The organism is Chitinophaga horti (assembly GCF_022867795.2).
In the GTDB taxonomy this organism is placed as follows: Bacteria; Bacteroidota; Bacteroidia; order Chitinophagales; family Chitinophagaceae; genus Chitinophaga; species Chitinophaga horti.
Genome location: NZ_CP107006.1, coordinates 2,285,139 through 2,307,805 on the forward strand (window position 1 = coordinate 2,285,139; position 22,667 = coordinate 2,307,805).

20 protein-coding genes are annotated in these 22,667 nt (G+C 50.0%); 10 read left to right on the forward strand and 10 right to left on the reverse strand.

Annotation, left to right across the window (positions count from 1 at the left end; translation table 11 throughout):
* Positions 1-45: 45 nt before the first annotated feature.
* Both MKQ68_RS09255 and MKQ68_RS09260 read right to left on the reverse strand, forming a co-directional pair.
* Positions 46-627: a hypothetical protein gene (locus MKQ68_RS09255; protein ID WP_264283047.1), complete on the reverse strand. Its 582-nt coding sequence runs from the start codon at positions 625-627 to the stop codon at positions 46-48.
* 38 nt (positions 628-665) lie between these two features.
* Positions 666-1,139, reverse strand: coding sequence for a hypothetical protein (locus MKQ68_RS09260; protein WP_264283048.1), 474 nt, complete (start codon positions 1,137-1,139; stop codon positions 666-668).
* A 137-nt stretch (positions 1,140-1,276) separates the two neighbouring features.
* Between MKQ68_RS09260 and fbaA the strand changes: the two genes are divergently transcribed.
* From fbaA to MKQ68_RS09285, 5 genes are all read left to right on the forward strand, one after another.
* Positions 1,277-2,347 (forward strand): class II fructose-bisphosphate aldolase, encoded by a 1,071-nt coding sequence (gene fbaA, locus MKQ68_RS09265; protein ID WP_264283049.1) that lies wholly within the window; start codon positions 1,277-1,279, stop codon positions 2,345-2,347.
* A gap of 208 nt (positions 2,348-2,555) precedes the next feature.
* Positions 2,556-3,401: an acetyl-CoA carboxylase, carboxyltransferase subunit beta gene (gene accD, locus MKQ68_RS09270; RefSeq protein WP_264283050.1), complete on the forward strand. Its 846-nt coding sequence runs from the start codon at positions 2,556-2,558 to the stop codon at positions 3,399-3,401.
* A 53-nt stretch (positions 3,402-3,454) separates the two neighbouring features.
* Complete coding sequence (smpB, locus tag MKQ68_RS09275) at positions 3,455-3,895, forward strand: SsrA-binding protein SmpB (RefSeq protein WP_244843938.1); 441 nt, start codon at positions 3,455-3,457, stop codon at positions 3,893-3,895.
* A 44-nt stretch (positions 3,896-3,939) separates the two neighbouring features.
* A complete protein-coding gene (locus MKQ68_RS09280) occupies positions 3,940-5,094 on the forward strand; it encodes a hypothetical protein (protein ID WP_264283051.1) in 1,155 nt (384 codons plus the stop codon).
* 17 nt (positions 5,095-5,111) lie between these two features.
* Complete coding sequence (locus MKQ68_RS09285; RefSeq protein WP_264283052.1) at positions 5,112-5,516, forward strand: META domain-containing protein; 405 nt, start codon at positions 5,112-5,114, stop codon at positions 5,514-5,516.
* 67 nt (positions 5,517-5,583) lie between these two features.
* Here MKQ68_RS09285 and MKQ68_RS09290 read toward each other — a convergent pair whose 3' ends face one another.
* Together MKQ68_RS09290 and MKQ68_RS09295 are read right to left on the reverse strand one after the other, a co-directional pair.
* Positions 5,584-7,767 carry a peptidase domain-containing ABC transporter gene (locus MKQ68_RS09290; RefSeq protein ID WP_244843669.1) on the reverse strand — a complete coding sequence of 728 codons (2,184 nt, stop codon included), beginning with the start codon at positions 7,765-7,767 and terminating at the stop codon, positions 5,584-5,586.
* A gap of 2 nt (positions 7,768-7,769) precedes the next feature.
* A complete protein-coding gene (locus MKQ68_RS09295; protein WP_264283053.1) occupies positions 7,770-8,915 on the reverse strand; it encodes an HlyD family secretion protein in 1,146 nt (381 codons plus the stop codon).
* Positions 8,916-9,060: 145 nt separating this feature from the next.
* On the opposite strand from MKQ68_RS09295, the gene MKQ68_RS09300 reads away from it, so the two are divergent.
* On the forward strand, positions 9,061-11,025 hold the full coding sequence (locus MKQ68_RS09300) for a hypothetical protein (RefSeq protein ID WP_264283054.1): 1,965 nt from the start codon (positions 9,061-9,063) through the stop codon (positions 11,023-11,025).
* Positions 11,026-11,083: 58 nt separating this feature from the next.
* Positions 11,084-11,287: a cold-shock protein gene (locus tag MKQ68_RS09305; protein ID WP_244843664.1), complete on the forward strand. Its 204-nt coding sequence runs from the start codon at positions 11,084-11,086 to the stop codon at positions 11,285-11,287.
* A gap of 61 nt (positions 11,288-11,348) precedes the next feature.
* Here MKQ68_RS09305 and MKQ68_RS09310 read toward each other — a convergent pair whose 3' ends face one another.
* Entirely contained in the window at positions 11,349-11,990 is a 642-nt protein-coding gene (locus MKQ68_RS09310) for a response regulator (protein WP_244843663.1), read from the reverse strand.
* A 252-nt stretch (positions 11,991-12,242) separates the two neighbouring features.
* On the opposite strand from MKQ68_RS09310, the gene MKQ68_RS09315 reads away from it, so the two are divergent.
* Genes MKQ68_RS09315 through MKQ68_RS09325 form a run of 3 tightly spaced genes read left to right on the forward strand, consistent with a single transcriptional unit; the run spans position 12,243 to position 16,469 of the window.
* Complete coding sequence (locus MKQ68_RS09315; protein ID WP_264283055.1) at positions 12,243-13,877, forward strand: TonB-dependent receptor plug domain-containing protein; 1,635 nt, start codon at positions 12,243-12,245, stop codon at positions 13,875-13,877.
* Between the two features lie 2 nt (positions 13,878-13,879).
* Positions 13,880-15,151, forward strand: a complete 1,272-nt coding sequence (locus tag MKQ68_RS09320) for a TonB-dependent receptor domain-containing protein (protein WP_264283056.1) — start codon at positions 13,880-13,882, stop codon at positions 15,149-15,151.
* 10 nt (positions 15,152-15,161) lie between these two features.
* Positions 15,162-16,469 carry a RagB/SusD family nutrient uptake outer membrane protein gene (locus tag MKQ68_RS09325; RefSeq protein WP_264283057.1) on the forward strand — a complete coding sequence of 436 codons (1,308 nt, stop codon included), beginning with the start codon at positions 15,162-15,164 and terminating at the stop codon, positions 16,467-16,469.
* A gap of 314 nt (positions 16,470-16,783) precedes the next feature.
* On the opposite strand, the gene MKQ68_RS09330 is transcribed toward MKQ68_RS09325, so the two are convergent.
* From MKQ68_RS09330 to MKQ68_RS09350, 5 genes are all read right to left on the reverse strand, one after another.
* Positions 16,784-16,993, reverse strand: coding sequence for a heavy-metal-associated domain-containing protein (locus tag MKQ68_RS09330; protein ID WP_264283058.1), 210 nt, complete (start codon positions 16,991-16,993; stop codon positions 16,784-16,786).
* Positions 16,990-19,185 (reverse strand): heavy metal translocating P-type ATPase, encoded by a 2,196-nt coding sequence (locus MKQ68_RS09335; RefSeq protein WP_264283059.1) that lies wholly within the window; start codon positions 19,183-19,185, stop codon positions 16,990-16,992. Before MKQ68_RS09335 ends, MKQ68_RS09330 begins: the two co-directional genes overlap by 4 nt.
* 78 nt (positions 19,186-19,263) lie before the next feature.
* Positions 19,264-19,785, reverse strand: coding sequence for a helix-turn-helix domain-containing protein (locus MKQ68_RS09340; RefSeq protein WP_244843656.1), 522 nt, complete (start codon positions 19,783-19,785; stop codon positions 19,264-19,266).
* Positions 19,786-19,850: 65 nt separating this feature from the next.
* Positions 19,851-21,071 (reverse strand): tetratricopeptide repeat protein, encoded by a 1,221-nt coding sequence (locus tag MKQ68_RS09345; RefSeq protein WP_264283060.1) that lies wholly within the window; start codon positions 21,069-21,071, stop codon positions 19,851-19,853.
* A gap of 3 nt (positions 21,072-21,074) precedes the next feature.
* On the reverse strand, positions 21,075-22,397 hold the full coding sequence (locus MKQ68_RS09350; protein WP_264283061.1) for an ATP-binding protein: 1,323 nt from the start codon (positions 22,395-22,397) through the stop codon (positions 21,075-21,077).
* Positions 22,398-22,667 lie beyond the last annotated feature (270 nt).

Here is a 22,667-nt window from a genome sequence, read left to right on the forward strand (position 1 = left end):
CCTGTCCGGTTTTAGTATAAACGCCGTCCGTAAGCGGACATGCCCTTACACCCCAAACACCTTATCCAGCGCCTTCACCACCGCTTTAGGATCTGATTTGCCCTTTTCTACCAGGTAAGGATACTCGTCCACGAACTCGAGCCGCTTAAATTCCGGCAGCTTAAAAATGTTCATCTTATCGACAAACGCCCGTTCTTCGCGGCCGTAGAAGCGGATGTATTTGGTGTGACTAACGGTAATTTCGTACATCGCCTTCTTGTCATTATGCACCAGCCCGAAGCTGAGGGCTGCATCTTCTGTGAGGGCGGTTTTATGCGGGTATAAGCCGGCGAGTGCTTCCATCTTGTTCATGGGTAGCGTGCTGGTGGCGTCTTCCATGCCGTAGTGGCAACTAACTGTGTCGGGTAAAAACTCTGTGAGGGAAATAAACAACTGCCAGAGGCGGTCATTATTGATGTTAATACTCGCCTCAAAGCGAAAAGGCAGTAAAGGCGAAGCATTCATCCTTACCAAAAAACCTTCCTTGATCTGTGCGTGAGCCCTTTTTTCCAAAGCTTCCTGGCCATCTGCCCGGTGCGACAACTCTCCTGCCCTGGGGATGCGAATCGTGGGTGCAAGTATTAACATGTGCTAAAGATAGCCGTAATTCCGCGCAGCGCGAAAAATTAGTCAAGGTGTTTTCGTACATGCCAAACGCGCATCAGGCTGTCGGATTCCCAGCGGCTCAGGCTGACAGGGGCCGTGCCGGTGCGGCTGTAGTTTACCTGTAGAGGCAGCAAACTATCATAATGATAGCCGAATACCAGGTACTCGTTAAAGCTGGAGTCTTTGCGGAACCTTTCAATCCAGTCTTCCTCAAATACGATCCTCCCCTTTTCGAGCCGGATCGTTTTGGATTTACGGTAGGCGGTGTCTTTGTCGAACGTGGTTTCTTCGGCAGACCAGGTTTGAGAGTCGGCGGTGCTGTCGGTCGATTTCCAGGACCTGGGCAACAACAGCATACGGCGTTTGGCGCGTTCTTTATTGAACTCCACCCCATATTGCTGCTCCGGTGGAAATGCTTTCCTCCACCATGCTTTACCATTAAAATAGAGCACAACGCCGGCTAAGGCCAAAAAAATATAAAGGACGGTTTTCATTTTCTGGTCGTGTAAAAGGGAAGGTAAATATAATAGCGGAGGCTGATGGCATATCTCAGTAGAAATTTTTATATACTAGAAATCTTCATCCGGATGCTTATATTTGCCATCCAGATTTTTAACCTAATCGGATTATTATGGGAAAATATACTTCCGGCGTATTATTCGGCGATGAGCTTGAAGCGCTTTACAATGATGCAAAAGACAAGGGTTTTGCTATGCCCGCAGTGAACGTAGTGGGCACCAACTCTGTGAACGCAGTATTGGAAACCGCTGCTAAAGTTAATTCTCCGGTGATTATCCAGTTCTCTAACGGTGGAGCACAATTCTTTGCCGGTAAGGGTATGCCGAACGATAAACTGCAGGCGAACATCGCCGGTGCAATTTCTGGCGCAAAGCACGTACACGAGGTAGCTAAATACTATGGTGTACCTGTGATCCTCCACACCGACCACGCAGCAAAAAAATGGTTGCCATGGATCGACGGCCTGCTGGATGCGGGTGAAACTTTCAAAAAACAAACGGGTCAGCCCCTCTACAGCTCTCACATGCTGGACCTGTCTGAGGAGCCAATCCACGAAAATATCGAGACCTCCAAAGTTTACTTCGAAAGAATGAACAAACTGGGTATGAGTATCGAAATCGAACTGGGTGTAACTGGTGGTGAAGAAGACGGCGTAGACAACTCCGGCGTTGAAAACTCTCTCCTCTACACGCAACCCGAAGACGTAGCGTATGCTTACGAAACCCTCAGCCAGGTAGGCTCCCGTTTTACCGTAGCTGCTGCTTTCGGTAACGTACACGGTGTTTACAGCCCGGGTAACGTAGAACTGCGTCCGGAAATCCTGAAAAACAGCCAGGACTTCGTAAAAGAGAAATTCAAAACTGCCAGCGACAAGCCAGTTTATTATGTATTCCACGGCGGTTCCGGTTCTCCTAAACACCAGATTGCTGAGTCGCTGGGTTACGGTGTAATCAAAATGAACCTGGATACCGACATGCAGTGGGCTTTCTGGGAAGGTGTACTGGGCTACTACAAAGCTAAAGAAGCTTTCCTGCAGGCGCAGCTCGGCAACCCTGAAGGTGCTGATAAGCCAAACAAGAAATACTACGATCCGCGCGTATGGCTCCGTAAAGGCGAAGAAACTTTCGTTGCCCGCCTGGAAGAAGCGTTCAAAGATCTGAACTGCATCAACCGCAACGCGTAATCAATTAATACATTCCAGCCCCATGCAACACCCTTGCATGGGGCTTTTTGATGACCCTTACCTTACAGAAATAATTGAAACCACACATATATAATGGCCTTTCAAATAAATGTTTGGATTTTATTTCTTTAAGTTGGAAGCACGGGAAATGAATTTAATTGTATCTTGCACCACTATTCTTTAACCAAATAGCACAACAAACGCAAGTATGAGCTGGTTTAAGCGGATCAAACAGGGCATTTCGACGTCAACGAGCGAGAAGAAAGAAGCACCGGACGGACTTTGGCACAAATGCCCGAACTGTAAAAAAACCGTTACTGTAAAGGACCTTAAGGAAAGCCTCTACGTATGCGATAAGTGTAATTTCCACAATCGCATCAATTCAAAGGAATATTTCGAGATCATTTTTGATAATAATGAGTTCGAGGAGCTGTTCAGCAACATCTATCCTAAAGATATGATGGGCTTTACAGATCTTAAGCCTTACAACGCCCGTTTGAAAGACGCGCAACGTAAAACCGGCCTTAGCGACGCAATGCGTGTAGGTGCGGGTAAAGTAAACGGTTACGGCCTCGTGGTTTCCTGCATGGACTTCCAGTTCATCGGCGGCTCAATGGGTTCTGTAGTAGGTGAAAAGATTGCCCGTTCCATCGATTATGCGATCGCGAACCGTATGGGTTTACTGATCATCTCCAAATCAGGCGGTGCCCGTATGATGGAAAGCGCCTTTTCCCTGATGCAGATGGCCAAAACCTCAGCCAAGCTCACCCAGCTGGCGGATGCGAAATTGCCTTACATCTCCCTGATGACGGACCCTACCACCGGTGGTGTAACCGCTTCTTACGCGATGCTCGGCGACATCAATACCGCAGAACCCGGCGCACTAATCGGGTTTGCTGGACCAAGGGTTATTAAGGAAACGATCAAAAAGGACCTGCCTGCTGGTTTCCAGAGCGCGGAATTCCTGCTTGACCACGGTTTCCTGGACTTTATTACAGACAGAAAAGAACTGAAACAACGTTTAGCTACGCTGTTGGAGCTCTTCTCAAAATAAAACACTGAAGAAAAGGTCCATGTATACACATGGGCCTTTCTTTTTTTACTACGATGGCAGAATTAAGGAACAGATCGGCATTTTTCGAGTTTGCGATAGAAGATAAATTTATCGCCGGACTGGTATTGACAGGCACGGAGATCAAATCGATCAGGGGTGGACGCGTAAGCTTTAACGATAGCTTCTGCTACTTCTCCAAGGGCGAACTGTTCGTGAAAAGCCTGCACATCGCCGAATACTCTCACGGCACTTACGCCAACCATGATCCCTTACGCGAACGTAAGCTGCTGCTTACCAAACGCGAACTGCGGAAACTGGAGAACAAGATCAAGGAAAGAGGTTATTCGATCATTCCTCTGCGTATGTTTATGACCGAAAAGGGCATTGCGAAGATGGAAATCGGATTGGGTAAAGGTAAAAAGCTGCACGATAAGCGTGATTCGATCAAACAACGCGAGGCGGACCGCGAGCTGCGCCGCAACTTTAAGGTATAATCAATTACATCCCCCCAATGCATAACATCACAAACCTACATCCTATGAAATACAGTGCTCTCCGCTACCTGGGCATCCTGTTAATGGTCTTTTTCTGCGCCTGTAAGTCGGGTGAAAAGATGTACAATCGCGGTCAATACGATGATGCGGTACGCCTGTTCGTGAAAAAACTGCAAAAGCGCCCGAACGACAGCAAATCACTCGCTTTACTGCCCCGCGCCTACCAGATGGCCGTGGAAACGCATGAAGCGAATGTAAACAGTCACCTCGTGTCTAACAACGCCCTCAAATGGGAACGAGTAAGAGCCGAGTACAATGCGTTGCAAAATCTCTATTATTATATCCAAAGCTCCCCCGCCGCTTTACGTATCGTAAAGCCGAAAGATTATTCATCCGCCATCACCGGCGCACAGGAAAACGCTGCGGAAGCCCGGTATAACCGTGGCTTGCAGTTAATGGGCGAAAATAATAAAGCCAGCGCCCGCAAGGCGTTCCATGAATTTGATGCAACCCTTGCACTCGTTCCTGAGTATAAAGATGCGAAGGCACGCCGCGAAGAGGCATTTAACGCAGGGACTATTTATGTGGCCATCAGCCAGTTGCAGATGCGCAGCCCGTCCTTCCAGTTTTCTGCCGACCAGTTTCGCGATGTGTTGCTGAGAGATTTGCAACGACGCAACCTTGACCGTTTTGTTTTGTTTATAGATGAAAGAGAGGCCCGCGCACAAAAGCTGCGCCCCGATCATTACCTGGAACTCTTGTTTTATGACTTCGTAGTCGGTCAAACCTATGTAGATCGCCTCGAAAGGGAAGTTTCCCGCGAAGTGGTGGTAGGGCAAACGAAGGAGCGCGACTCCACCGGTAAAGTGTTTAACAAGGACGTTTGGGGCATTGTGAAAGCCAAGGTGTTCGTGACCAAAAAGACGGTTACCTCCAGCGGTATGATGGATTACCGGATTACGGAGGTAGACAATGGCCGCCTGTTACGCACGAACCGTGTACCCGGACAATTCGTCTGGTTAAACCAGTTCGGCACCTTCCGGGGGGATGAACGGGCGCTGAGCGATGAAGATCGTAAGCTGATGACGGGCAGAGACATGCTGCCACCGCCGCCGCAACAGCTGTTTACAGAGATGACGCGACCTATTTACGACCAGATGGCAAGAGAATTGCAGTCGTACTACAATAGCATCTATTAAACCAAAACAGCATCGATATGAGAACTTTGTTTATCGCTTTAACAGCATTGGTATTGGGAAGCTGCGCATCCTCCAAAAAAGGAGCAGCTGCCGAAGCCGATTTGTATGGAAAAGAGTGGAAACTGATGGAGCTGAACGGCAAACAGGTGAACACTACCGCGGAACGCCTGCCGACCATCAAATTTGAGAAAGAAGGCGCACGCGTATCTGGTTTCGCCGGTTGTAACCGCATGATGGGTACTTTTACCATCAACGCAGAAAAGTTGATCTTCTCTCCGCTTGCAGCTACGAAGATGGCCTGCATGGACGATAACGTGGAAACGGAGTACCTGGCTGCTTTGTCCGGCGTTAACACCTTCAGCGTGGATGCGGGCATGCTGCAATTGCAGGCCGGCGACACGGTGTTAGCGAAGTTTAAATAATAACAATCCCCGGTCAGTAAGCTGGCCGGGGATTTTCTATGGCAATGAAAAAACAAGTCATTTGTAATTATCCCAGCACGCCCTGGTGATGCTCCCACAGCCGCGAGTAAATAGCCTTCTTCTCCATTAACTGGCTATGCGTTCCCTCTTCCGCCATCACGCCTTCCTGCAGTACAACAATCTTATCCGCATTCATGACCGTACTTAACCGGTGCGCGATCACGATGATGGTTTTGCCGCCGTCGCGAAGCGCTTTCATGGTGCGCTGCACGTATTGATCACTTACCGGGTCAAGCGATGATGTAGCTTCATCGAGGATCAGGATGTCGGGATTGCGGTAAATCGCCCGTGCAATGGCGAGGCGTTGCCGCTGGCCGCCCGAAAGGTTGGCGCCATGCTCCCCAACGCGGGTATTGAAACCATCTGGTAGCTTTTCAATGAACTCCAGCAATCCGAGATGTTGTGCTACGATCAGCGCGCGTTGCATATTTGGTTCGTATTCACCGATCGCAATATTTTCAAGAATGGTACCGGCGAACAGGTCGATCTGCTGCGGCACCACACTCACCCGCCTGCGCAGGCTTTCATTCTCGATATAACGGATGTCCAAATTGCCGATCAGGATATGCCCTTCCTTCAACGGATACATGTTCTGCAAAAGGGCCATGAGCGTTGATTTGCCGGATCCGCTCTCCCCTACTACGGCGGTTATTTTACCCTTCTCGACTTGCAGGTTAAAGTTGCGGAATACTTCGGTGCGGCTGCCATATCGGAACGATACATTATTGAAATGGATGTTGCCGACCATTTCCGGTGTTAACACCACCTTATTGCCGGTGTCCTCCTGCTCCAGGTCCATGATCTCGAACAAACGGTCGGCGGCGATAAGTGCATCCTGCATGCTTTTGTTAGCGCTGATCAGGCTCATGGCCGGACCGGTAAAGTAACCCAATATCGCGTAGAACGATAGTAGCTCGCCCGGGCTTAATTGCCTGTCCAGCACAAACAGCGAGCCGGCCCAAAGCAACACGACCACGAACACACTCGTAGCGAAACTGGCTGCGTTGCCGATGTACAGGTTATTCAGTGTCGTGTAGTAAATGGTTTTCAACAGCTGTATGAATTTCGATTCCGTTTTTACGTTCGCATATTCCTCCAGCCCGAACCGTTTGATCGTTCCGGCGGAGTTGAGCGATTCTACCAGCTGTCCACCCAATTCTGCATTATCTTCCATCAGCTTGCGCTGCATTTTTCTATTTACATTATTACTGATGCGGTACACCACGTAATATACCGGTACTATGCCCAGCATGATCAGCGCCAGCTTCCAGTAATAGGTGAACATCAAACAGAAAGAAAAAATAACGATGAAGATGTTGACGACAAGACTCACCGCTACATCGTTCACGAATACACGGATTTTTACCGCATCGTTAATGCGCGAAGTTATTTCACCTACACGCATGGTATCGAAGAATTGTTGCGGCAGTTTCAGCAGGTGTTTGTAATAACCCAGTATCAGCTGGGCATCAATCTGCTGGCCCGTCTTCAGCGCAAATACGCTTTTCAGGCTACCGATATATAATTGTAAGCCGAGTATGCACAACATGATAATGCCCAGCAGGTTGAGCAAATTACGATTGCCCTCTACCAGTACATTGTCGACGATCTTTTGAACGTAAATAGAGGTGGACAGTCCTAATATGGTATACAACATTGCACCGAAAATGGTTTGCATGGTGACCGCGCGATGTGGCTTTAGCAGGAACCAGAAGCGTTGAAGGTTGGATACTTTTTCATTACCGGGCCGAAATGTTTCGCCAGGTAACAAAAGGATCAATACGCCCGTCCATATTTGTTTGAACTCCTCCGGCCGCATCTTGTGCAATTCGCCGTCAGCCGGGTCCATAACGGTAATGGCATCGGGCGTTACGCGGTACACGACCACATAGTGATGCAAAACGCCTTTCAAAATAACGTGTGCGATGGCCGGTTTGGGAATATTGGGGAGTGATTCGAATGGCCCCTTTACGCCTTTGGCCTGAAAGCCAAGTTTGCCTGCCGCTTCAATGAGGCCCATCACATTCGTGCCTTTGCCATCTGTATAAGCGAACTGGCGGATGCGTGCTACGGGCATTTCGAGGTTGTAATAAGCTGCAACCGACGCCAGGCAGGCGGCTGCACAGTCACTGATGTCGCGTTGCTTCACCAGCGCGCTTTTCTTTACTTTTCTGATTTGCTGACTGCTCATGGTTATCCTTTTCTGGTATTGGGATTCATCCAATCGTCTGCCTTATCATACAACAATTGGAACAAACTGCGTTTGGTGAGAATGAACCGGGCTTGCAGGGTCATGCCCTTTTTGAGGTTGCCTTTTACGCCGTGCGCGGTTTCAACGGCCGCACTGGCAAAGGCGCAACGCACTTTAAATACCGGCTGGTTATCGACCATGGTGAAGTCATTGTCTACCGACAATACCTTTCCTTCTACCAGGCCCCATTCGTTATAGTTAAACGCATCTACCTGGAACTTGGCCGGCATGCCTGCGCGCAGGTAAGCGATATCGCGCGGGGAAACATAACATTCTGCAATCAGGTTAGAGTCGGGGGAGATAACGCCCAGCAGCTCTCCGTTTTGTACGTTGCCGCCGGCATAACGGCCGCTGAATTGCTGTAAAGTGCCGCTCACCGGGGCTTTGATCAGGTTCCATTCCTGTTCTTTTTGCAATTCTTTTGTGTCGGCCTGCAGCCGGCTGGCTTCCATTTTATAACGCCCCAGCTCTTCCTGCCAGGCGCTGCGTTGTTGTTGTACGGTAGAATTATATACAGCTTGCACACGTTCATACTCAAACTTTTTATCGTGCAGTTCTTTTTGCGCTACCACCTTATCTGCATACAAGGTGTGATAGATGTCGAGATCGTTACGGAGCTTTTTAAGCGTGGCCGCCTGTTCCGCCAACGTCGCCTGGAACTTCTGGTACTGCTGCCTGTACAACGCAGATTGCAGTCCACCCCCGCCGCCACCGGCCAGAATCGTCAGGTCGTGAATGTAGGCTTCGCGCTGACTCATTTCATAATTTGCCTGTATCAAACGGCCTTTACTTACATCTTCCTGCAGGCGTAAGATTACCTGTCCCTTCTGCACTTTTTGCCCCTCCGTCACCAGCACTTCTTCGATCGTACCAGGCACCATGGCGCGTAGTTCATTCTTCTCCGCAACGGGACGAATAAGTCCGGCTGCTTTTACAGACACATCTACTTTAATGAATGGTAACAAAATAATGGTAAGTAGTACGGCTGATAATACGCTGATGTAAATCACCTGCGTTCGGACCTTTACTTTGGGAAGCCAGGTATGTACGGAGTTCTGGACGACTTCCACAGGAAATAGCTGCGGCATTCGGTTTTGGTTTAAGCATGAAAATAGCGCCGGTGGTTAGCCGGAACGGTTGATACAATAACAATTTTCAAATGCTTAGACGGTAGGATAGGCTATACGCAATATACAATTAAAATTGAAATCTGCAAGTGCTACCTTTGGGTAGATGAAATGTGTGTTCCCCCTCTTACAGCTCCTGTTCATGGCGATGCCCGCATCTGGCCAGCAGAAAGAAGTTCCGCTCGATATTGCACGCTTTTACCAGGTGGTAAGCTCCACTAAAAACCTGGAGGCGATGGTCGATGGCGACGTGAAAACTTGGCCGGAACCGCAGTATCACCTGCTCACCTACCCGGCCGAAATCCGGTACACGTTTCCGCCAGGTATGGACGTGCGCATTTCGTCGCTGCGTTTTTACGATGGCATGGGTACTGCGGAAGGCAAGCCGTTTAAAGTCTACGCTATCGCACCCGGCAGCTGGAAAAAGCAGTTGATCGCCACCTTTACCGGCGATGCATATAACGAATGGGTAACCGTGCAACTGAAGGCGCCGGTGCGCGCGCAATACCTCGTGATACAAAAAGGCATCCTGTTCCCCACGGAATTTAAGATTTATGGCGATTATACGCCCGTAAAAGAGGCGTTAGCGGATAAGCCGGGCAAACACCCCTTCCGGGATTTCACAGGCGTAAATGGCTTTGAATGGAACATTCTGAAGGACCCCGCGAATGAAAGTACATTCGGGGAGATCGACGTGTCAAAGTTCAACCTGTTAAAGCCACTGTCTGCCATCCGCCATTACATGGATTGGGAAAAGATCGAACATACACCGGGTAAGTATACGTTCAGCCCGACGCGCTCGGGTGCGTGGGATTACGACCGGATGTACCAGGCGCTGAAGGCTGACAATATCGAAGTGCTGGCCTGCTTTAAAACGATTCCTTCATTCATCATCAATACGTATCCCGAAAATGACCGGGACTATGGCAATGTACCGGCGCGTTACGGCGCAGATCTTACCCGCCCGGACACTTATGTGGAACAAGCCCGCGCCATCTTTCAGTATGCAGCACGATACGGGTCCAATCCGAATGTCGGTCCGAACCTGGTGAAGGTCGATTTCGCTCCGCAATTTGGTCCGGGTACCCGTGCGAATGAGCGAAAAATAGGTCTTGGGCTGATCCGCTACATCGAATGCGATAACGAGCGTGACAAGTGGTGGGCGGGACGTAAGGCTTACCAGACAGGCCGTGAATATGCAGCTAACCTCTCTGCTTTTTACGACGGCGACCAGGGACGGCTGGGCCCAGGCACAGGCGTAAAGGCGGCCGACTCTGCGATACAGGTTGTGATCGGCGGCATTGCCGCAGCGGAGCCGGATTATATCCGCGCCATTATCGATTGGTGCCAGGAATTTCGGGGCGGCGATCTGTGTTTTGATGTGATCAACTATCATCAGTATGCGAACGATGCCGGCTCCGTACAATATGGTCAATCAACAAGAGGTATGGCGCCGGAAACGGCACGTTTGGGCGCTATTGCAGATAAGTTCACCGATCTCTCCCTTCGCTACGCCGGCGGTCGCGAAGTATGGGTAACTGAAACGGGGTACGATCTTAACCAGGCGTCGCCGCACCATGTGCCGGCTGTTGGCGGACGAAGCATCATGCAAACGCAGGCAGACTGGATATTACGCACGGCTTTGCTGTATGCGCGCAAAGGCATCGATCGCTTGTTCTTTTACCAGCTTTTTGATGATAATCCCGGACAGGAGTGCCAGTTCTGTACCACCGGCCTGGCGGACGAAGCGAACCGTAAGCGTCGCCCGGCGCTGGATTTTCTTATGCAGGCGAACCAGTTGATCGGCGACATGGTATTTACATCTTCTTTAAGTGCTGATCCGGTGGTAGATGTATATACCAAAAATGCAAGTAAGGTGTACGTGCTGTATTCACCCACCGAAAGCGGCCGCAAGATCAGCTATGCTTTATCGGTACCCGCAGAAACCACCCAGGTGAAACTTTTTCGGCTGGCAGAGGGAAAAGATGCGCCCGAAATGGAGCTATTGGCGGTGCAGAAGGGAAAAATAAACCTGGTGCTTACCGAAACGCCCATCTTTATCACGTTTTAATTTGGTAAGAAGAAGAATTATACCTACATTCGCTGGCATAATTTTATAAATTTTAGAAATGAGTAACAAAATCACAGGAACTGTAAAGTTCTTCAACGAGACAAAAGGCTTTGGCTTCATCAAACATGAAGATTCTAATAAAGAGACTTTTGTGCATGTAACAGGCCTCGTTCACGAAATCCAGGCAGACGACCGCGTAGAGTTCGAAGTGCAGGAAGGAAGGAAAGGCGAGAACGCTGTTAACGTAAGGCGCATTGATTAAGTTTTGCTTTTTCATACCTTTTTAAAGAAGGCCGGTTCGAAAGACCGGCCTTCTTTCTTTTTTACTTGATGAGCCCGCGCTTTAACGCTTCTTTCACAAGTCCCGCTGTATTTTTCACACCCAGTTTTTGCACGATATTAAAACGGTGCGCCTCCACCGTTCGCAAACTGATATATAACTCCTCCGCTATTTCGTGATTATTATATTCCGCCGCAATTAATCTCAATACATCTTTCTCCCGGTTCGTTAACGGAATTTCGTACCTGCTTGTCCGTTGTCCGGTGATGGCTTCGTGTAACAGTTTCTGTTGTATCTGTTCATCAAGAAATTGTTTGCCATCCATGATCTTGTAAATCGCTTCTAAAATAGTTTGATGGCTGGTGTTTTTCAGTACGTAACCCGACGCCCCGTTACGAATAATTTGTCGTACGTAATGTGCATCATCCAGGCTGGTTAGTACCATCACTTTTACCTGCGGATATTGCTTAATGATCGTGCGGCATAACTCTATGCCGGATACATCCTGTAATTGTATATCCATCAATACCAAATCGGGTTGTGTTGTCTTAAGCGCCTCGGAAAGCGCTATGCCACTGGTTCCTGCAAAACCTATCTCAATGCCCGGCACATCGCCAAGGCGTGAAAGCAGTCCGTCAATAACAATGGGGTGATCATCTGCTAAAAATATTTTAACCGGCATCATAAGCTCACTTTGTGGTTTCCTTTTAGTGTGGGGTAGTGCAATAATAGCAGATGCAGCAATGATTCTAATACGTGTAAACACTTAGGTCTAAAAATAGGTGATCCACTCAATATACCTCAACGCACACAGCATAGCTTTGCATTTGGAACCATGAATGAATAGCAGAACAGTCATGCCCGTACATGAGAAAAGTTGAGCCCTTTATCTGAAATGTAGCATTCGCTATTTAAATCACCTTAAATGACAACCAAAATGAGAAAACTACTGCCTGGAGTGCTTGCGTTGCTGTGTTTAACGCTCTCATTCGCACTGCACGCCCAGCAAAAAAAGGTCACAGGGACCGTGACCGACCGCAATGGCGTTGTACTGCCTGGTGCTACTGTTACCGTTAACAAAGGCAAACAGGGCACAGTAACCAACGCTGAAGGTAAATTTGAAATTGTTGCCCCGGAAGATGGTACGGTTACCATCAACTTCACCGGTTATAAAACGCAAACTGTAAAGGTGAGCGCATCCGGCGAAGTGAACGTATCCCTGCAGGAAGACATTGCCAAACTGGATGAAGTAATTGTAACAGGCCTGGCTACTTCGGTAAAAAGAAGGAATGCCGCCAACGCAGTAGCCACGGTGTCCGCTAAAGAGCTTTCAGGCACCGCACCTGCGCAAACATTCGACGCAGCGTTGAACGGTAAAATCACCGGCGCCAACATCGTTGCCAACTCCGGCGCTCCCGGTGGCGGCATCGCGATTAAACTGCGCGGTGTAACCACGTTTTATGGAAACACCGATCCGCTGTTCGTAGTCGACGGTATCATCGTAAACAACCGTGCCGTATCGGGCGGTCTGAATGCCATTACGGGTGCAGCATCGGGAGGGTCTACATCCTCGCAGGACAATGCCGCAGGCAGGATTGCAGACATCAACCCGGCTGATATTGAGAACATCGAGATCCTGAAAGGCGCTTCCGCTTCCGCGATCTATGGTTCACAGGCTGCCGCAGGTGTGGTGATCATTACAACTAAAAAAGGCCGCGCAGGTAAAACGCGTGTTAGCCTCAACCAGGACCTTGGGGTAATATCCGTACGCAAACTGCTTGGCCAACGTAAACTTACCGAACAGCGGGTAGAAGATTCCGGCTGGGATGTGGAGGATTACAAAGCTGCCGTAGCTGCTGGTAAACTTTTCGATTACGAAAAAGAAATGTACGGCAATGATGGTTTTGCCCGTAACACCAACCTGAGTTTAAGTGGCGGTAGCGATAAAACAACTTACCTGCTCAGTGCTGGTACTAAAGACGAAGAAGGCATCATTAAAGGCACTGGTTATGCCAATAACAGCGTGCGTGTCAACATCGATCATCGCATCTCGGATAAAATAAAAATTGGTGTTACTTCTACCTACCTCCGCTCCTCCTCCGACCGTGGTCTGACGAACAACGACAACCGTGGCGCAACGTTCGGCGTGGCGCTATCCTCTACCCCATCATTTGCACAACTGCATCCTGATGCGGGCGGTGTATACCCGGAAAACCCATTCGCCGCTTCCAACCCGCTGGAAACCCGCGATAAGATGAAAAACAATGAACTGGTGAACCGCTTTATTGGTGGTATTAACCTGGAGGCAAACCTGCAACAGTCAGCCCGCTCTACCACCCGCTTCATTGGCCGTGCAGGTGTCGATTATTATAACCTGAAAAGTGCGCTCCTGTTCCCTTCGTCGCTGCAGTTCCAGGCGATTACGCAGGGGCAGAACGTACAGGGTAATGCCAATAACATGTTTACCAACTGGTCTGCTTTCCTGGTAAACACCATTAATACTAAAAACAATCTTTCGTTCACCAGCACCGTAGGTCTAACGCACGAAACCGGCAGCTTCGACCGATTCTGAATGTGGCTTCGCAGCTGATCGGCGAACAAACCAGCTTAGACCAGGCGGGCGCGATCGATGTTACGCAAAGCCGTACCAGCTTCCGCAACGACGGGGTATTCGTTCAGGAAGAGGTCGCGATCAAAGAGTTCCTGAACTTTACTGCGGGTGTACGTTTCGACAAATCGACCAACAACGGTGACCATGAACAATACTACCTGTTCCCCAAAGCGAACCTGGCGTGGAACATCACGAAAACAGGCGACTGGAGCAGCAACATTCTCAGCGACCTGAAAGTTCGTCTGGCTTATGGCGAGGGCAACGGTCTGCCCACTTTCGGCAGCCGCTTTACCACGCTCACGGGCAGCAACATCGGCGGCAAACCTGGTTCTGCGATCAACTACGTGTTGGGCAACAACCAGATCGAACCAGAGCGCCAAACAGAGCTGGAAGGCGGTGTGGACGTGAGCTTCCTCGACGGCCGCATCTCGCTTGAAGCCACTTATTACAATAAGGTGATCCGCAATATGCTGTTACAAGCCGAACCTCCCGGTTCTACTGGTTTTTCTGTAGAGTGGGTTAACGGCGGTAAACTGCAAAACCGTGGGTTGGAGTTAGGCTTACGCACCATCCCGGTGAATACCAGGAATGTGCGCTGGGGTTCCAACGTAAACTTCTGGTTTAACCGCTCCAAAGTAAAAGAACTGAACGTACCTGCGTTTGACCCAGGCGGCTCCTTTGGTTCTTCTTATGGCACTTTCTTTATCGAAGAAGGACAGGCGGCTACGCAAATTATTGCGGTGGTAGACGAAGACGGCACCACTGCTAAAGTAGGTGATGCGGAGCCTGACTTCCAGGCGAACTGGTTCAACGAACTCACGTTGTTCAAAAACCTGAGCGTGCGTTTCCTTTTCCATTGGAAAAAAGGCGGCAGCAACGTAAACCTTACGCAACTGCTGTATGACCTCGGCGGTACCAGTGCTGACTATGACGTAAAAGCAACAGAAGATGAAACCCTTGGCCAATACCGTCCCCACACTTTTGCGGCGTACGTACAGGACGTTACGTACCTGCGTTTACGTGAGCTGGGCATCTTTTACCGCCTGCCGGTAAAGATGAAGTTTGTGGAAGGTATTACGCTGGGCGCTTCTGCCAATAACTATTTCACTTGGACCAAGTACAAAGGGTATGATCCGGAAGTTTCCAACTTCGGTACCGGTTTTTCTACCGGTGTAGACGTAACCCCTTACCCGGCTACTAAACGCCTGCAGTTCCATCTTGCTTTTAACTTCTAAACGCTGCAACATGAAGAAACTAATTACGATATCGATGATGAGTGCGGCCGCTTTTTTGTCGGCCTGTAATAAAAACGCGATCGATAACCCGAACGCGCCCACGATGGACCAGATCATCAGGAATCCAACTGTGTCTGAATTAAATAACCTGGTAACCGGTACGGAATCGGCCATGCGCCCGGACGTTGACCTGTATATCGAAACGGTAAGTGTGGTGGGCCGCGAGCTGTACCGCTTCTCCGGCTCCGAGTCAAGGTGGACGGGTGAAATTCTTGGTTTGAATGACCTGCCGCTTGACAACCAGTCGTTTTATGTGAACCGTCCCTGGGTGTACCGCTACAGTGCGGTACGAAATGCAACGCTGCTGCTGGAAGGCACTAAAAACTCCACCTTCCTCACCACCGACGCGGCGCGCAACGGCTACTATGCTTTTGCAAAAACCATCGTGGCCTATCAGCTGTTGCTGAACCTGAACCTGACCTACGGAAACGGCATCCGTACAGATGTAAAGGATTATCGCAAACTCGGCCCCATCGTTACCAAGGATAAAGCTTTGGAAGATATCGCCACCCTGCTCGACGAAGCGAATACGCAACTGGCAGATGCCGAGTTCCTGTTTGAATTGTCTGGTGGCTTCGAGGGCCTTGACGATCCGGAAGGGTTCCGCAAATTCAACCGTGCATTGGCAGCCCGTGTTGCGGCTTACCGTGAAAGATGGGCAGATGTGCAGACGGCGCTTGCCGCTTCTTTCCTCGATTTGCAGAACGAACCGCAAAAAGGCGCTTACCACGTATATGCCGTGGCATCGGGCGACGTGCGTAATCCGCTGTACTATCCCAGGAACCAAAACGGTGAGATCCGGCTGGTGCATCCATCATACATTACTGATATTGCACCTGGCGACGATCGCATCGGCAAGGCCTCACTTCGTACCAATGCTGTAACCAGCGGCGGTTTGACGGGTACCCACGACTTCTGGCTGTACCGCAGTGATGTAGATCCGGTGGCGATTATCCGTAACGAAGAGCTGGTATTGCTGTATGCCGAAAGCAAAATTCAGCTGAACGAGCTCAACGAAGGCCGCGATGCGCTTAACACCGTACGCACCTGGCATAAGCTGGCAAATTACGGGGAGGCGATGACCAAAGATGCGCTGATCAATGAAATGCTCAAACAGCGCCGGTTCTCCTTATTCGGGGAAGGTCACCGCTGGATTGATATGAGAAGATATGGCCGCCTGCAGGAATTGCCGAAAGACCGTGCTAAAGACGACGTGTGGGAGCAAATGCCGCTGCCACTGTCTGAAGGGAACAAGTAGTTTTCCATCATCTATGCCATACAACAAGGGCCGGCGTGTAATGCGCCGGCCCTCTCTTTTATAGAAATAAGTTTATGGTATATGTTAAATGTGATTAAACTGACGCGAAGGTGGTGGAAGTAAAACAGCCGTTTTCATAACGTGGAAAATATATGAATAGGCTAAACGGCTTGTAATTCTATTAGCAAGATACATGTTTATTATTACTTAACCATCCTGCACTGTCGGTTTTTGTAAAAAAAGTTTACAATCGTTGATCCGGCCGCCCCTATTTAGCTATAAGTCCTTGTAAATGAATCGCCAATTCCATTTCCCTATAATTTCTCCGCCTTAAATCCCGCTTCCTGCACCGCTTTCTCTACTTCTTCCGCACTTGCCTTCTCCACGTCTACGGTCAGTGTTTTTTGCGCATCGGCCAGGTCTACCTGCCAGTGATCGTGTCCTACCAGTTTATCTAAGAACGGTGTAACGGTCGCTACGCAGCCGCCGCACTTGAGATTTGTTTTGAATTTCATACTGTTCATATCTGTTTGATTTTAAGTAAAAGACTATTGCTGACTACCGACACCGAACTAAGCGCCATGGCCGCTCCTGCGATCATCGGATCTAACAGGAAACCATTTACAGGATACAGGATGCCTGCCGCAAGCGGGATGCCAATCAGGTTATAAATAAACGCCCAGAAAAGATTCTGGCGGATCGTACGGACTGTCGCCCTCGATAATGCGAGCGCCTTGGGAATGCTGTTCAGGTCAGCAGTGATGAGCGTCATTTTCGCTACGTCCATCGCAATGTCGGAGCCTTTGCCCATGGCAATGCTCACGTCTGCCTGCGCCAAGGCCTGGCTATCATTGATGCCATCTCCTGCCATGGCTACCACTTTGCCCGCCGCCTGTAATTCCTGCACGAACTGAGCTTTACGGGCCGGTAACACTTCCGCTTCGTAATGGCGAATGCCCGTCTGTTTAGCTACAGCCGCAGCCGTAGCGGCATTGTCACCAGTAAGCATATACACCTCGATTCCCTGTGATTGTAAGGTGGCAATCGCCTGTGCAGAACGCTCTTTCACCTTATCGGCAATAGCGGCCATCGCCACTACCTTCTCATCTGCGGAAAAATAGATGACCGTTTTCGCTTCCTGCTGCCAGCTGGCGGCTATCTTCGCTGAAGCTGCATCCGGCGTAATCAGTTGACTGTTGCCGGCTTTATAGGTAATACCTTCGTAAGTCGCCTGCACGCCTTTACCGGTAATGCTTTCCATGTTATCCAGTTTTACAGGCCGGACGCCTTCCTGTTCCAGGCGCTTCACCAGTGCGGAGGCAAGGGGATGTTCGGATTGTAACTCCATCGCCAGCAGTAAACTTTTATAACGTTCGTCCTGGAAGGTCAAGTCCGTAACGACTGGCCGGCCTTCGGTGATAGTGCCCGTTTTATCAAGGATCACCGCATTCACTTTTCTTGCATTTTCGAGGCTTTCAGCATCGCGTATCAGTATGTTGTGGTCTGCGCCTTTGCCCACGCCCACCATGATCGCCGTAGGTGTGGCCAGTCCAAGCGCACAGGGACAGGCGATTACGAGTACAGTGATCGCCGCCAGCAGCGCATGCGTAAAGGCGTGGTCGCCGCCAAGTATCATCCACAAGCCGAACGTAAGCACGGCGATACCCATTACCACCGGTACGAAGATGCCTGCGATTCTATCAGCCAGTTGCTGCACAGGTGCTTTGCTGCCCTGGGCCTCTTTCACCATTTTGATGATTTGTGCGAGAACCGTGTTAGCGCCAACCTTTTCGGCCTTCATGCGAAAACTGCCCTGCTGGTTAAGTGTTCCTGCAAATACTTTATCGCCCTGGGTTTTTGCGGCGGCTATCGGCTCACCGGTAATCGTACTCTCATCTACGTAAGAGCTGCCGGCTACAAGCGCGCCATCTACGGGGATTTTTTCTCCGGGTTTTACGAGTAATATGTCATTTACTTTCACATCACTGATAGCTACTTCCACCATACTGCCGTCGGCCTGTTCGCGCAGCACCGTTTTAGGTTGTAAGCCCATTAATTTTTTAAGGGCAGACGAAGTGTTGGATTTGGCACGCTCTTCCATCAGTTTACCAAGAGAGATAAAAGCAATTATCACGGCAGCTGCCTCGAAGTACACATGTGCGTGTAAACCGCGCTGGTGCCAGTATTGCGGATAAAGCGTATTAAACAGGCTGAAGAGGTAAGCGATGCCCGTACTCAACGCCACCAGTGTATCCATATTGGCTTTGCCATGGCGGGCCTGCTTCCAGGCATTCACGAAGAAACCGCGGCCGAGCCATATTACCACGGGACTGCTCAATGCCAGCATAATCCAGTTAGCGTAAGGCATGTTCATAAAAAACATACCGATCACCACTACGGGAAACGATAGGGCGATGGCCCACCAGGTGCGTTGTTTCAACTGCTGATAATGCGCTTTTTGCAGCGCGGCCTGTTTCTCCTCGCGATCTTCGGTATCAATCAGCAAATCGTAGCCTACACTGCGTATGGCCGCCTGTAATGTTTCGGGATTGGTTTGCCGGTCGTCGTACATCACCCAGGCATCCTGGTTAGCGAAGTTCACGCCCGCATCCTTTACCCCGGCCGAGGCCTTCAGGGTGGATTCCACGCTTGCCGCACAGGCAGCGCAGCTCATCTCTAATACGGGAAAGGTCTCTTTGATCAGGTGTTGGGCCATGGTTAACCAGGTTTTGCGCAAAGTTACGCCGGGCTCCGAACGAACCTGTTATATTTATCGGTGTAAGTTGTATAAAATTCAGACTTTGTCCAGCGGCATACGCCCCGTCAGCGGTGCTGTTTTGTATTGCGAAGGCGTTTGCCCCGTCACTTTTTTAAATTGCTGTGAAAGATGCTGCACACTGCTGTAGCCAAGGGCATAAGCGATCTCACTCAATGATAGTTGTCCGTAAGCGAGTAGCTCCTTTGCCTTTTCAATGCGTTGCTGAATAGCGTATTTCTCAATGGTAACACCTTCCGCAGCAGAAAACTGGCTGCTCAGGTAGTGATAGTCCATGTGCAGCTCTTCCGCTAATATGACAGACAACTTGGTATTCACTTCTTCGCCATCTGTATGATGAATAAGGCGGATGATGATATTTTTGATCTTCTCCACCAGCGTGCTGCGCCGGTCGTTCAGCAATTCGAAACCTAATGCAGACAACCGCTCGTGCAGGCTGCTCATCTCCGCAGGAGAAGGATTTGATTCCAACGCCACATCGCCCAGTTGCACCTTGCTGTAACCGATGCCTACAGCCTTTAACTGCTGTTCTACGACCATAATGCACCGGTCACAAACCATATTTTTGATATGAAGATGTGTCATTTTGCAAAACTACGGATTATCTATCTTTCCTTCATCGCGATCACATTTGCCACCCATTGATACGCAAAAGTGAGGATGATGGCGCCCATCAGCGGATAACTCAACTCAGTCCCAGACAGGATGGCGACGAGTACGCCCGCCAGTCCCAATACACCGATCGTTATCGTAATACCCCGCAATATCCAACGGTTACGCGGTTTCTCCGGCGATTCCATCGTGGCCACAGGCAGGGTGAGCATGGCGGCGGTTACACAAAGCGCCAGCGCAGAAGCCAGGCCCAACGCGCCATACAGGATGCCACTTACCACAGCGGTGCCCAGTAATACACCAACGGCTTCGGATATTTTCATTTCTTTCGGGCTCAGCAAATAGCGGCCGTAAGTATTAAAGCGCAGGAAAAGGTTGCTCACCGGCCCGATCAGCCAGGTAGACAATACCAGTATAGTCAGGAAGATATACAATGGCCATACGTAATGATTGGCCAGCTGACTTAATGCGTAAATGCCCAGTATGATTGCGATCTGCATACGACCGCTCTGTCGGGCCATAAAGAAGTTATATTTCAGGAAGATGCGGTACAACCAGTATTTCGACTTGATCGCCTGCACCATGCCGTTCCTTGCCCAATCCAGGTTCGGGTCCAGTCGGAGGGCTTCGCGGAAGTGATCCAGCGCTTCGTTGTGGCGGCCCGACTCCAGGTACTTCCAGCCCATATTGGCATGGGTGTAAGCGTTTTCCGGGTTCTTTTCCAGCGCAGTGCGTAATCCGGAAAAGGCATCTTCTCTCTGGTTAAGACTATACAGCGCGTGCGAACGCATGTTCAGGCATAACTGATCTTCCGGGTCGAACGCCAGGCCTTCTTCGGCTTTGCGTTGCGCGCCTGCATAGTTGCGCTGTAGCAGTAATATCTGGCTCCAGACGCCATAGTAGTGGGGCACCACGGGGTTCAAAGACACCGCTTCAGAAATCATCTCTCCCGCTTTCTTAAATTCCTTCCGGTCGGTTAATACACGCGCCTTCAGGTAAAAGAAACGGTCGTCGTCTGGTGAAATGGACAATGCGTTCTCGATCACTTCTTCCGCTTCATTGTGCGCATCCATCTGCAAATGGCATAATGCCAGCAGATAAAGCGCCTCCGTGTCGGTGGAGTGTTCGTAGAGGTGTTGGTGTAAAGTTTTGATCGCGTCGCTGTACCGGCTTTGCTGCACGAGTATGCCAGCGCGCTCTAATAAAGCTGACATGTCCTATTTCTTGATGTTGAGATACTTTAATACGTCGTCGTATAACCCTGCTTCGTTTGAGTACAGGGCGTAGTTGCGGGCGGCGTTAAACCATTCGCGCGTAGTGGCCTTATGATTCTTTACGGCCTTGGCCAGTTCTTTCTGTGTTACGGGCAGCGGCGTGCCTGTATTCAATGCTTCCATCAGCTTTTCTTCCACGGCTACGTCGATCACACATTTCAGGTCGGCGCCGGAGAAGCCTGCGGAGGCTTTGGCCAGTGCGACAAAATCAATATCTTTTACTGGCTTATCGCGCAGGTGGATCTTTAAAATATCTTCCCTGCCCTGCTGCTCGGGCGGCTCTACGAAAATGATGCGATCAAAACGCCCGGGACGGCGAAACGCCGCATCCAGGTGCCAGGGTGCATTGGTAGCGCCGATGATCAGGACGTTCTCGTTATCGGCGGCTATACCATCCATTTCGGAAAGAAATTGGTTGATGAGGTGACTGGCCCCACTGTTGCGCATCGAGGTACGATTGGCGCCCAGCGCATCCACTTCATCGAAAAACAACACGCAGGGTTTATTCTGACGCGCCATCTCGAAAAGAGAATGCAGGTTCTTCTCGCTATTCCCCACCCACATGTCCAGCACGTCATGAATACCTACATTGATAAATTCGGCGTTGATTTGTCCGGCCGTGGCCTTTGCCAGGTAGGTTTTACCACAACCCGGCGGACCGTATAACAAAATGCCCCCACCGGCTTTTTTGCCGTAAGCTTTGAACAAGTCGGGGAATTGCAGTGGTTTTATGATTTTCAGTTCGATCTCTTTCTTTTCGCGTTCCATGCCACCTACGTCCGAAAAGTTGATTTCCGGTTTTTCGAGCATGAACAACCGTTCTCCCATTTCCTCATCGTCCTCGTCCATTTCCTGCGCGCCGCCTTGTGCAGCGCGAAACAGTCCGTCCAGCGGCTCATCACGAAAACCGGGATTGAGCTGAAGCAGGTGTTGGTATATGTCGCGGGCATCGTTCAGATGATTTTCCTTTACCAGCGTGCGGCAGTGTAGCAGCAACGCGTCGAAGTTGTTGGGGTCCTGGCCTTCAAGTTGTTCCAGCACGATGACAGCGGCTGAATATTTTTGCTGCTGGTAAAAAGTACGGGCCAGCCCCATTTGTGCGTCCCTGTTATCCGGCTGCAGTTCCAGCACTTTCCGGTATTGCTCCTCCGCCTGCGTGTAATCCGCTCCCTGGAACAGCACCTGCGCTACATGCATCCTTAATGGCACATTCTCCGGCGAAAACTGCAGGGCCTCCAATAGCTGTTTGATCATTTCTGTTGACATCACTTATGCTGTTCGGTTAAACTAAATGTAATAATAGGGATTTCGCCGGTAAATGTACGAAATAGCGCTTACCGTAAAAAGGAAGCCCCACCGTAGGGCGGGGCGCCTTGACAACAATGAATGAAGGGCCTGGCGGCTATTTCATAGGTATTGGGGGCTTTGGTGTGCCTTTTGTAGTTAACAATACAAAGGTAGCAGGCCGTCACGCATTGAACATGTGCAGGAAAAAATCCGCTGCTCTTAAACTATTACATGGCCGAAACGTTATTT

What these genes read in the sequence shown, in the direction of transcription:
- MKQ68_RS09255 (WP_264283047.1), bottom strand. Translation starts at nt 627, where the DNA reads ATGTTAATACTTGCACCCACGATTCGCATCCCCAGGGCAGGAGAGTTG.
- MKQ68_RS09260 (WP_264283048.1), bottom strand. Translation starts at nt 1,139, where the DNA reads ATGAAAACCGTCCTTTATATTTTTTTGGCCTTAGCCGGCGTTGTGCTC.
- fbaA (WP_264283049.1), top strand. Translation starts at nt 1,277, where the DNA reads ATGGGAAAATATACTTCCGGCGTATTATTCGGCGATGAGCTTGAAGCG.
- accD (WP_264283050.1), top strand. Translation starts at nt 2,556, where the DNA reads ATGAGCTGGTTTAAGCGGATCAAACAGGGCATTTCGACGTCAACGAGC.
- smpB (WP_244843938.1), top strand. Translation starts at nt 3,455, where the DNA reads ATGGCAGAATTAAGGAACAGATCGGCATTTTTCGAGTTTGCGATAGAA.
- MKQ68_RS09280 (WP_264283051.1), top strand. Translation starts at nt 3,940, where the DNA reads ATGAAATACAGTGCTCTCCGCTACCTGGGCATCCTGTTAATGGTCTTT.
- MKQ68_RS09285 (WP_264283052.1), top strand. Translation starts at nt 5,112, where the DNA reads ATGAGAACTTTGTTTATCGCTTTAACAGCATTGGTATTGGGAAGCTGC.
- MKQ68_RS09290 (WP_244843669.1), bottom strand. Translation starts at nt 7,767, where the DNA reads ATGAGCAGTCAGCAAATCAGAAAAGTAAAGAAAAGCGCGCTGGTGAAG.
- MKQ68_RS09295 (WP_264283053.1), bottom strand. Translation starts at nt 8,915, where the DNA reads ATGCCGCAGCTATTTCCTGTGGAAGTCGTCCAGAACTCCGTACATACC.
- MKQ68_RS09300 (WP_264283054.1), top strand. Translation starts at nt 9,061, where the DNA reads ATGAAATGTGTGTTCCCCCTCTTACAGCTCCTGTTCATGGCGATGCCC.
- MKQ68_RS09305 (WP_244843664.1), top strand. Translation starts at nt 11,084, where the DNA reads ATGAGTAACAAAATCACAGGAACTGTAAAGTTCTTCAACGAGACAAAA.
- MKQ68_RS09310 (WP_244843663.1), bottom strand. Translation starts at nt 11,990, where the DNA reads ATGATGCCGGTTAAAATATTTTTAGCAGATGATCACCCCATTGTTATT.
- MKQ68_RS09315 (WP_264283055.1), top strand. Translation starts at nt 12,243, where the DNA reads ATGAGAAAACTACTGCCTGGAGTGCTTGCGTTGCTGTGTTTAACGCTC.
- MKQ68_RS09325 (WP_264283057.1), top strand. Translation starts at nt 15,162, where the DNA reads ATGAAGAAACTAATTACGATATCGATGATGAGTGCGGCCGCTTTTTTG.
- MKQ68_RS09330 (WP_264283058.1), bottom strand. Translation starts at nt 16,993, where the DNA reads ATGAACAGTATGAAATTCAAAACAAATCTCAAGTGCGGCGGCTGCGTA.
- MKQ68_RS09335 (WP_264283059.1), bottom strand. Translation starts at nt 19,185, where the DNA reads ATGGCCCAACACCTGATCAAAGAGACCTTTCCCGTATTAGAGATGAGC.
- MKQ68_RS09340 (WP_244843656.1), bottom strand. Translation starts at nt 19,785, where the DNA reads ATGGTCGTAGAACAGCAGTTAAAGGCTGTAGGCATCGGTTACAGCAAG.
- MKQ68_RS09345 (WP_264283060.1), bottom strand. Translation starts at nt 21,071, where the DNA reads ATGTCAGCTTTATTAGAGCGCGCTGGCATACTCGTGCAGCAAAGCCGG.
- MKQ68_RS09350 (WP_264283061.1), bottom strand. Translation starts at nt 22,397, where the DNA reads ATGTCAACAGAAATGATCAAACAGCTATTGGAGGCCCTGCAGTTTTCG.